Here is a 10,633-nt window from a genome sequence, read left to right as displayed (position 1 = left end):
TACCTTCTTCTCTCAACTGATGTAATGATCTCTATCGGACTCATACGTCACCTTCCTCCTGATTATAGTAATAACTCTATGGCTATTACTACAACTTATTTTGGTTGTATGAGTGTCCGGCTAAAACGGGGGCTACTCCACTTACCATCGGCGACAAAACATCGCTTAATGAAAATACTATAAACCTTTTTCTTAAAACGGGAACTTCCCATATCCTCGCTATATCAGGTTTGCATGTTGGTATAATAACAGGGTTTTTCTATTTCATGCTTCGTTGGTTGCTGGGTAGATTCCGTACACTTAGACTCTCTGGAAGACATATAAAATATGCATCACTTATGACAATCCCCTTTCCATTTATATTTATGGTAATTTCCGGCTCAGGCGTATCAACAATCAGGGCAACCATTATGATAACGGTCTTCATGCTCTCCCTATTCTTTGAGAGACAGAGAGAGATCTTAAACACCATCGCCCTGAGCGCCCTCATCATTCTTCTCATATACCCTCACTCCCTCTTTATGCCGTCTTTCCAATTGTCTTTTATGAGTGTTCTTTTTATCGTGATAATCATGGGAAAAATATATCCTTATGTAAAACTTAAAAATACATACATCAAATGGCTTTTAACATCGGTTTTGACAACAGTGGCTGCAACCATCGGGACGCTGCCCATCGTTATATATCATTTTTACGGTATTAATCCTATTTGCATAATCCATAACCTGATCTCAATTCCTGCCATGTGCATGCTTTCCATACCTATGAGCTTTTCGGGTATGATATTGCCTTATGGCTCGTATTTATTGCGTCTTGCAGGAGAACTTATAAACCTGAACATTGCTGTTTTGAGCTACCTCGATTTTGGGTACATCTTTCCCGTTATAAGACCGAATCTTTTTGAAATGCTGTTATTCTACGCGCTCCTTCTTTGCATAATATTTTTTAAAAAAAAGATCGTCATAAGTCTCCTTGTTTTCATTGTAATTCCCATTACGATAATCCATATCGCTTTAGTCTGTAATGATAGGTACAACAACAAATTTTCTCTGAATTTTATAGATGTCGGGATTGGAGATGCCATTATTGTAGAAGCACCTAAGGGCATCAGGATACTTATTGACAGCGGAGGCGACTTCAGGGGCAATTTCGATACAGGCAGAGCTATCGTAGCACCAATTCTCCTGTCAAAAAAGATTCTCACATTAGATTATGTAATCAACACTCATCCGCATGGTGATCATGCAGGCGGACTTCCGTATATTTTGAACACCTTCAGGGTAAAGACTTTTGTTGCAGGAGGATATTATATAAACGATTCAGTGTTTATGGAAATCATCAAAATCGTAAAAAATAAAAATATCAATTTTCAGATGTGGAAACAGGGCAATAAAATCAGTATTAATAGTGATACACAGGTGCTTGTTATGAACCCTTGGCAGGATATTCCAATCGATAATCTGAACGATGCGTCCCTTGTTCTGAAATTTATATATAAAAATACCTCTTTTCTCCTTACGGGTGATATCGGATATGAGGTTGAGGAAAGGCTGATCTTATCGGGCATGCCCCTTTCGTCAAATATCATGAAAATACCTCACCATGGAAGCAAGCATTCAAGCAGCCTTCCTTTCCTGCATGCAGTGAAACCGGACATTGCAGTATTAAGTGCTGGAAGCGGGATAAAAGGGCTGCCATCAGAAGAAGCGATTGACAGGTATAGAATGCTCTCCATTCCAGTCTTGAGAACTGATAGAAATGGATTTATACAAATATGCTCTGATGGGAATAGAATTATCGATGTTAAACCACACCGGCAATAATCGGTTGTTAGGTGTTCCAATATTGGGTATAATATTAAAAATAGTAAAATAACGAGGAAAATTTATGAATAAAAACCAATATCCTTCAAGTTTTGAGATCTCTTTACCTGAAGAATTGCATACAAAACTGATAAATGCAACAAAACGCACAGGATGTACAGAAACAGATCTTATAGAACGTGCACTTCGCCGATTCCTGAATGATAAACAGACAAACTCCGCCGTTTATCTCTCTGCACCGATCAATGCGCTTGTAGAAGGGCTTTATGTAGAAAACACTACCATATCGGACATAAAAAAACACGGTGATTTTGGCCTTGGAACCTTTAATTATTTAGATGGCGAGATGGTTGTGCTTGACGGAAATTTCTATCAGGTACGGTCTGACGGGAATGTGTACAGCATTGATGATAATGAAAAATCACCTTTTGCTTGCGTGACCTTCTTTAATCCCGATACATTTGACGATATTGGCAATAGTGTTGATGCTTCTGAATTCTATGATTTTCTCAATAAGCTCATTCCATCTGAAAATATGCTCTATGCCATCCGTATTGACGGTATTTTCAATCATGTGAGAACAAGAGCAGTTCCGAAATCAGAAAATTACAGGCCTCTCGTGGAAGCAACAAAAAACCAGCCTGTTTTTGATTTCCACGATGTTGAGGGCTGTTTGGCAGGTTTCTATACACCACGATTTATGGAATCCCTTAATGCCCCGGGTTATCACCTTCATTTTCTCACTAAAGATCGGCAGCATGGCGGTCATTTGATCGAATGCGCCATGCAAAATGCCCGTATCGGCATTCAGCATGTACCGGAACTTGAGGTAGGGCTGCCTGTCACGCTTGACTACCTGACTGCTGATTTTACAAGGGATATCGGAAAGGATTTGGATAAAGCAGAAAAGTAAATACTAAATACATTGTAAAGGAAGAAAATTTATGGGCATAAAAGGGACGGCAAAGGCAAGGAACGGGGCTGAATTATTGGTGCAGTGTCTTGAGGAGCAAGGTGTCAAATATATTTTTGGTATCCCCGGAGCAAAAGTAGATTCAATATTTGATGTACTTGCAGATCATGGCCCAAGACTGATTTTGTGTCGCCATGAGCAGAACGCAGCCTTTATGGCAGGCATGTATGGTCTCCTGACCGGCACACCTGGTGTATGTCTTGTCACTTCCGGACCAGGAGTAACAAATCTTGCTACAGGGCTTTCTACAGCAACAACTGATGGGTATCCCCTTGTTGCTCTGGGAGGAAATGTAAGGCGCGGAATGAGACATATAAAAACACATCAATGTCTTGATAATGTGGCGGTTATGAAACCGGTTACAAAATATGCTGTCGAAATCTATGACGGGAATACTATACCTGAGGTTGTAGCAAATGCATTCCGTCAAAGCATGATGCCGCCATTGGGAGCAGCATTTATAAGTCTGCCCCAGGATGTTCTCACAGGACCTGTTGAAGCCGCTCCAATCAAAACAAATCAACCAGGGAGGGAGGGAACAGCGGGCACCGAACTTATTAAAAAAGCCGCTGAGATCATTAATAAAGCAAAAATGCCTGTTATCTTTGCAGGTGTATTTTCCAGCAGGCATGAAGTAACTGATTCGTTGAGAAGATTTTTAAACGAATATCCTGTGCCACTTGTTAATACATATCAGGCAGCAGGTGTCCTGCCCCGTGAGCTTTTTAACTGTTATGCCGGAAGTCTTGGATTATTCCAGAACCAGCCCGGTGACAGGCTTTTAAAAGAAGCGGATGTTGTTATAACTGTTGGATTCGATCCTGTTGAATATGACCCTGAAGTCTGGAACAAAAAAAGAAAAGGTATAATAATAAGTATTGATGAGCATAGTCCCGTTATTGACAGGTACTATCAACCGGAAATTGAGCTTCTTGGTGATATAGCAGCCAATGTCGATAAGCTTTCAAGGCATCTCATAACACGTTCCGATGACCCCACGGCACACTCTCTCGTGATGCAGGTTCAGGACTCATTGCTTGAAGCAAAACAACATGGTGCACAGGAATTAGGCTTTCCCATCCATCCCTTGCGGCTTATCTATGAACTTCGCAACCTTATAGGTGATGACGCAACTGTAGTTTGCGATATAGGATCTATTTATGTCTGGATGGCACGTTATTTTTCTATCTTCGAGCCGCACCGATTACTCTTCAGTAACGGACAGCAAACATTAGGAGTAGCCCTCCCCTGGGCAATTGCAACTACCTTTGCACGTCCAGGAGAAAAGGTAATCTCCATGTCAGGGGATGGAGGATTCTTGTTTTCAGCAATGGAGCTTGAAACAGCAGTGAGGGAAAAATGCAATTTTATTCACTTAGTCTGGCGGGACGGAAGCTATGATATGGTAAAAATACAGCAAAAACTCAAATATGGACGCTCCTTTGGTGTAGATTTCGGACAAATTGACCTTGTAAAATTTGCAGAAGCCTTCGGCGCGCAAGGACTGCGTATAAATAGTGCCAATGAAATAACTCCGGTGCTCTCAAAAGCTCTCAGTATGAGCGGTCCGGTCATTGTGGATATACCTATTGATTACAGCAATAATCAGTCCCTCTGTGAAGTTGTAAATGAGGATGTAGGGAATTAACAAGGTATGCGAAAAAGGCAATTTGCTACCAGATCAGCTAAAGGCTTGTGTACAAAGGGAAGTGTTTATGTATCTTTTCTTCAATATCGTTTATTATGATTTGCGCCAGGGCTAAGGGTTTTTGAGCCTCCTGCCAGCCCAGTGGTTCATATTCCATTCTTTCGAGATTTATCATGAAAAAGTTAGCTAACCTTGCCGGTCTCCAGGTAAGCATTGCATCTATCGTTTCCAAAACTGAATCTTCTGCTTCTATTCCCCCTTTTTCATATCCCCATTTAGCAAGCTGAATACAGTAAAGGGATGCAGGATCAGGTGTTATATTTTCTTTACCAAGCATTTCCTTTGCTTTTACATTAACGGGGATCCTATTCAATACCTCAATATCTGCCAACAATATTTCATTTTCTTCCATATTCACCTTTACTCGTCATCGTTTGAATCGAGCACTTCTCTTACCTTTTTGGAAAGTTCACCTATGCTGAAAGGTTTTTGTATGAATGTCTTGCAGCCTTGATTCATTATACCGGCTGCCTGACTGTTCAGGCTGTAGCCGCTCGACAAAATAACCTTTATGTCAGGATTGATTATCTTCATTATCTCAAAAGTCTCTCCGCCTCCCATATCCGGCATAATCATATCAAGGATAACAAGATCGATCTCATCTTTTTTTGACCTGTATATTTCGACAGCATCTTTGCCGCTGTACGCTGTGATGACTTTATAGTCAAGAGTTTCAAGAAGTTCCCTGCATACACTGATTACAGTATCTTCATCATCTACAATCAGGATAGTCTCACTTCCTTTGATAGTTTGAGCCGGTGTCTTTCTCCTCCTGGTTTCTTTTACCAGAGCGGGAAGATAGATACTAAACGTTGTCCCATGACCTTTTTCGCTATAAACATTAATAAACCCATTATGATTTTTGATAATGCCGTAGACAGACGCAAGACCGAGGCCCGAGCCCCTGCCCATTTCTTTCGTAGTAAAAAAAGGCTCAAAAATCCTTTCTTTCGTTTTCTCGTCCATTCCCGGTCCGGTATCTGTAACAGATATCTTTACATATTCTCCAGGTTTTACAGTATAAGGTATATAGCTTTCATCGAGACTGATATTTTTTGTTTCAATATAAAGATCGCCTCCGGCAGGCATTGCCTGCCAGGCATTTATAAAAAGATTAAACATTACCTGTTCCATTTGTCCACGGTCTACTTCAACAGTATAAATATCTCTTGCTTGTTTATTGTGTACTGTAATTTCCTTTTTTGTACGACGAAACATCATACAAGTTTTATGAATAATTTCATTTAAGTCAACCGGCTTAACTTCATATTTTCCACTTCTTGCAAATCCAAGCAGCTGTCTCGTCAGGTCGGCACCGCTTCTTACAAGATCCTCTATACTCTTTAATTTGTCATAATGAATATGGTTTTGTTCCATGCTATAAAGCATGAGCGATGTATATCCTTGTATCCCCATAAGAAGGTTGTTAAAATCATGGGCTATACCGCCGGCAAGAGTGCCTACTGCTTCCATTTTTTGTGATTGAATAATCTGGGATTCAAGTCGTTTATGTTCGGTAATATCTTCCTCAATACATTCAAAATAAAGCGTTTTACCGTAATCATCACGAACAGAACGCATATTCATTGAAAGCCATATTTTGCTTCTGTCCTTGCGATACTTCTGGATTTCATATCCTTTTAAAACACCCTGTGTCTCCAGTATTTTTATAAAACTTTTTTGGTCCTCCTGGTTCACATACGTATCTTGTCCAAAAATGTTAAAACTCTTAATCATTTCCTCAGGAGATTCAAAACCGTATATGCCGGCTAATGCTTTGTTTACATTAATGCATTTCCCTTTCGGGTCAATTTGAGCAAAACCTGCTACAGCATTTTCAAAAAAATTTCTATACGATTCTTCTGTTTGCCTTAGTCTTTCATCTGACAGGTCATGTCTGCGCGTCCCTGATTTTTTCATAGATAATCCCGTACCTTACCCCTTTAGTGCTTACAATCAAATTATTAAAGCCAAAATATACCATAATTTCTCTCAAAAAAATAATCCCCTGAAGCAAAATATCTTCTCTTCCTTTTTCCATACCCACTATAGCACTTCTATTGGAAGAATCCATGCTTTTCATCAAATCAATCAATGTATCAATCTTTTCTAAAGTGATTCTAAAGGCATGGATTTTATCTTTATCAAACACTTCAAGACCACGTAGAATTCCTGCCATGGTTGTTATTGTCCCACCTGTACCGATAAGACTGCATCCGCAGCCATCAAAAGGCAATTTGAGCAATAAATCCTTTACATAAGCTGCCAGCAAAGATAATTCATCGTCAGGCGGAGGGTCATGTTTGACGAACATTTCCGTGAGCTTACCAGCGCCTGCGCGCAAGGAGATAAAATTGAAAAACTCCTGACTGTTGCCTTTTATGATTTCCGTACTTCCGCCGCCTATGTCTACAACAATTACGTTTTCATCTTTTATTAATTCATCATTTTTCACAGAAAGATAAGTATAATGGGCTTCGTCATGCTCACTTATAACTCTGATGGTAAATTTAAGCTTTTCCCTGACCATTTTTAAAAAAACTTCTGCATTCTCTGCTTCCCTCAAAGCACTCGTACCTACACATAAAATTTCGCAAACATCGTTTTTGTCAACGATTTTTCTGTACTTTTCAAGGGCATAAAAAGTCCTTGTCATCGCTTCATCGCTGAGACATCCTTTTTCCTTAAGGTTCTCCCCAAGCCTTGTTATTGTGGAAATATCAAGGATATCCGATATGCCGTTACAGGATTGTGCAATAAGCAGCAATACAGCATTTGTTCCCACATCAATGGAAGCATATTTCATTTGACAACCTCATTTAAAAAAAATATCATAGCCTCTATGATTTCAGCCGGTATGATCACTTTTACAGACTTAAGCGGCATTTTTGCCTTCGGCTCAGGCCTTTTGTCATTTTTCAGCCCTTGCGTCTTGCCTCTGATCCCTTCTTACCTGATTTTTATCAGTGGAATAACGTTTGATAATTATACTGGACTTGAAACAAAAAAATACAGAAAAATTGTTCTTATACATTCTGTTGCTTTTACTGTTGGTTTTTCATTTGTTTTTATAGCTCTCGGATTATCCTCTTCCCTTATAGGGGGCATTCTGTCTGGATACCAGTCTTATATCATGAAAATAGGCGGCGTAATACTTGTAATTATGGGTCTTTTTTATCTGAATATTATAAATATACCTATTATGAACCAGGAAAAAATTATTCACCTTAAAGAAAAGCCGCTCGGCATTTTTGGTTCATTCATTGTAGGAATAACATTTTCTTTCGGCTGGACGCCGTGTATTGGTCCCGCACTTTCTTCCATACTGATCATTGCTTCGACTTCACAAAATATTTGGAAAGGCGTCTACCTTCTAAGCCTTTACTCCCTGGGGCTTGCCATTCCTTTTATCATATCGGCGCTCCTTTTTGACAGGCTTTTCATCTTTTTAAAAAGATTCGGATATTTAGTCAGATACTCAATGAAAATATTAGGCATACTTCTGATAATAATCGGCTTGATGCTCTTCACTTCTTATTTCAATACATTAAACCTTTGGGTAGGACAAATTTTTCCTTTTTAGTCACAGGTATTAATGACCTCCTGCAGAGCTTTAAGCTTGCAGTAATACATGGGCAAGATGCCGGGGCTTTTGTTCGAAACACAAAAGGGGCATGAACTTTACGGTGTATATGCCTTTGCAGTTTCAAATCACATATTTTCACAGAAGACAATGCTCAATTACGGTCTCAAAGATCGCGGCATTTAAATGAACCTCCCCGCAGCAGAGCTGCGAGGTATCAGGGGAATGGGGAACATGATTATTCCCCCCTCACCCTGCCATCTCCCTCAAGGGGCGAGGGAATTTGGTATTATATCCATTAATCCCCTGACCTATAAATCTTTCCTGCTATTATAATAATCTATAAGGCAGCGCTCTTTTTACCCACTCGCTCTGCGGATAGTCCTTTGCAAGCAGTTCATAGGCCTTCTTCAACCCTGCAATATCGTGGGCAACTTTCACCCCGCATACTGCACGGTAGTAAATTGCTTCAGGCGCGGCAAAACTTTGTGCATAATCATTCACTATCCTTTCAAGGTTTGGGGCAGCTTTATCATATTGTCTCAGATCAAAATTTGTCTTCACAATACCTAATAAAATTGTAGGGATGAATTCTTCAGGTGCAATAAAACCAATTGTTCTTGAATGCTCCTTGCCGTTGGCATCAAGTATAATCAGTGTCGGAGTCCACCGGAGCGTAAAATCTGTTGCCAGCGGTTCCGAGTCTGCTGGAATCCGTAACGGAATCACTTCTTTCATTATAAATTCTGCAACTGTCTTATCGGGATACGTGACCGCATCCATCTGTTTGCAGCCAATTCAGCCGGCATCAAAAAAATCGAGAAGAATCGGTTTGTTTTCTGACTTTGCACGTGCTGCTGCTTTGTCAATATCGGTTTCCCATAAAATTGAACTTGCCATAGCTTAACCTCCTTTTTGATTTATATTCATGAAACCTGCGGGCATCATGTTCTGGAACAGCCTATTATTCATTTTAATTTTTTCAGCGCCACGTTTGCAGCAATGAGGATGGGGTCCCAGACCGTGGCAAAGGGCGGGGCATAACCAAGATCAAGCCTTGCCACATCTTCTATGGTCATCCTTCCGTATAAACATGCAGCAAGAACATCTATCCTGTGTGCTACACCCTCTTCGCCAACCATCTGCGCTCCCAGCAGTTTTCCTGAGTCCCGGTCAACTACAAAAGATACGGTGATCGGCTTTCCCGAAGGATAAGCACTGCTTCTTGACCTCCCTTTTATTGTGGAGGTAAAAAAATTATAGCCTTCACGCTCTGCTTCCAATGGTGATAATCCTGTACGGGCTACTTCCAGGTCGAATACCCTGGTAACGGCAGTGCCTAATATACCATCAAAAATATTTTTCATACCTGCTGCATTTTCACCGGCAATACGCCCCTGTTTGTTTGCAGTAGTACCAAGGGGAATATAAGTCTTCTTCCCTGTCACCATATGCATAGTTTCTGTACAGTCGCCGGCAGCATATATGTCGGGTATATTCGTTCTCATGTACTCATCCACCCTGATGGCGCCGTTTACACCAAGCTCTATACCGGCATCCTTTGCAAGCTGCGTATTCGGACGGGTGCCTATGACAAGGAGCACTATGTCTGCATCAAATTCACCCTTATCCGTCAATACCTTTGTTATAGTCACGTTTTCGCCTGCAAACCCTTCAACTGAAGTTCCTTTGAAGAGCTTAACGCCTTTTGCAGCTAACTTTTCTTCCACAATACTGGTAATACTCGTATCCATGTTCCCCAAAACCCTGTCCATCTTTTCAATAACAGTCACTTCAAGTCCTCTTTTGTGGAGAGATTCGCACATCTCCATTCCGATATAGCCGCCCCCTACAATAATTGCCTTCATTTGTCTTTTTCCGGCGCCGAATTGATTTATATAGAGGCACTCCGGAGAACCTACGCAAACATGGAAGGAACCCCATTCATCGATGTATTTTTTTATCTCAATACCGTCGAGTAGTGTCCGTATTGTATAAACATGCTGGAGGTCAATACCGGGAAGGGGCGGTTTGATAGGAAGCCCTCCGGTGGCAATCACAAGTCTGTCATAGGCAAACTCTATTTCCTCTTCTTTGTCCAGGTTTTTTACATGTACTTTATGTGTGCCTGTATTAATGCCCAGAACCTCGTGGCGGGTAAGCACCCGGATACCCCGCTCTTCCGTTGCTACATTTGGTGTCAGCGAGATAAGCTGATTAAAATCCTTCACATCATCAGATATATAGTAGGGGAGGCTGCAAGCTCCATAAGAGATGAAATAATCCTTTTCAAGGACCACTGCCTCTGCTTCAGGCTTGATTCTTTTGTAGCTGCTTGCAGCGCTCATACCTGCTGCCACACCACCGATAATGATTAATCTTTCCTGTTCCATGGATTTGACTCCTTTCAAATGTTATTAATAAATCTGTATTCAGCTTCATAACCCATGCAAATCACAACATAAAATAATCCTCATCCCACTTTTAACCATTTCCTAATTTTAATATAAGACCGTTAAGTCATACTGTCACCCATACAGGATTAA

The 10,633-nt window shown here is 40.6% G+C and carries 9 protein-coding genes; 4 read left to right on the top strand and 5 right to left on the bottom strand.

All coding sequences use genetic code 11. The features are described from left to right. The first annotated feature begins 104 nt into the window (after window positions 1-104). The 3 genes from NT010_10200 (at window position 105) to alsS (ending at window position 4,444) form a co-directional block, all read left to right on the top strand. Window positions 105-1,823, top strand: coding sequence for a DNA internalization-related competence protein ComEC/Rec2 (locus NT010_10200; protein ID MCX5806420.1), 1,719 nt, complete (start codon window positions 105-107; stop codon window positions 1,821-1,823). A gap of 64 nt (window positions 1,824-1,887) precedes the next feature. Continuing rightward, complete coding sequence (gene budA / locus NT010_10195; GenBank protein MCX5806419.1) at window positions 1,888-2,736, top strand: acetolactate decarboxylase; 849 nt, start codon at window positions 1,888-1,890, stop codon at window positions 2,734-2,736. Window positions 2,737-2,767: 31 nt separating this feature from the next. Next, a complete protein-coding gene (gene alsS, locus NT010_10190; GenBank protein MCX5806418.1) occupies window positions 2,768-4,444 on the top strand; it encodes an acetolactate synthase AlsS in 1,677 nt (558 codons plus the stop codon). Between the two features lie 37 nt (window positions 4,445-4,481). Here the strand turns inward: alsS and NT010_10185 are convergent, their stop codons facing one another. Genes NT010_10185 through NT010_10175 form a run of 3 tightly spaced genes read right to left on the bottom strand, consistent with a single transcriptional unit; the run spans window position 4,482 to window position 7,310 of the window. Continuing rightward, window positions 4,482-4,856 carry a hypothetical protein gene (locus NT010_10185; GenBank protein MCX5806417.1) on the bottom strand — a complete coding sequence of 125 codons (375 nt, stop codon included), beginning with the start codon at window positions 4,854-4,856 and terminating at the stop codon, window positions 4,482-4,484. An 8-nt stretch (window positions 4,857-4,864) separates the two neighbouring features. Then, window positions 4,865-6,424 (bottom strand): response regulator, encoded by a 1,560-nt coding sequence (locus tag NT010_10180; protein ID MCX5806416.1) that lies wholly within the window; start codon window positions 6,422-6,424, stop codon window positions 4,865-4,867. Further along, entirely contained in the window at window positions 6,396-7,310 is a 915-nt protein-coding gene (locus NT010_10175; GenBank protein MCX5806415.1) for a Ppx/GppA phosphatase family protein, read from the bottom strand. The genes NT010_10180 and NT010_10175 overlap by 29 nt, the downstream gene beginning before the upstream one ends. On the opposite strand from NT010_10175, the gene NT010_10170 reads away from it, so the two are divergent. After that, complete coding sequence (locus NT010_10170; protein ID MCX5806414.1) at window positions 7,311-8,087, top strand: cytochrome c biogenesis protein CcdA; 777 nt, start codon at window positions 7,311-7,313, stop codon at window positions 8,085-8,087. It abuts the gene before it with no gap. A 330-nt stretch (window positions 8,088-8,417) separates the two neighbouring features. On the opposite strand, the gene NT010_10165 is transcribed toward NT010_10170, so the two are convergent. Together NT010_10165 and NT010_10160 are read right to left on the bottom strand one after the other, a co-directional pair. Beyond that, window positions 8,418-8,825 carry a hypothetical protein gene (locus tag NT010_10165; protein MCX5806413.1) on the bottom strand — a complete coding sequence of 136 codons (408 nt, stop codon included), beginning with the start codon at window positions 8,823-8,825 and terminating at the stop codon, window positions 8,418-8,420. Between the two features lie 230 nt (window positions 8,826-9,055). Beyond that, window positions 9,056-10,480, bottom strand: coding sequence for an FAD-dependent oxidoreductase (locus NT010_10160; protein ID MCX5806412.1), 1,425 nt, complete (start codon window positions 10,478-10,480; stop codon window positions 9,056-9,058). Window positions 10,481-10,633 lie beyond the last annotated feature (153 nt).

This window comes from Pseudomonadota bacterium (genome assembly GCA_026388275.1).
Classification (GTDB): Bacteria; Desulfobacterota; Syntrophorhabdia; order Syntrophorhabdales; family Syntrophorhabdaceae; genus JAPLKB01.
This window is presented reverse-complemented; position numbering and strand designations above follow the sequence as displayed.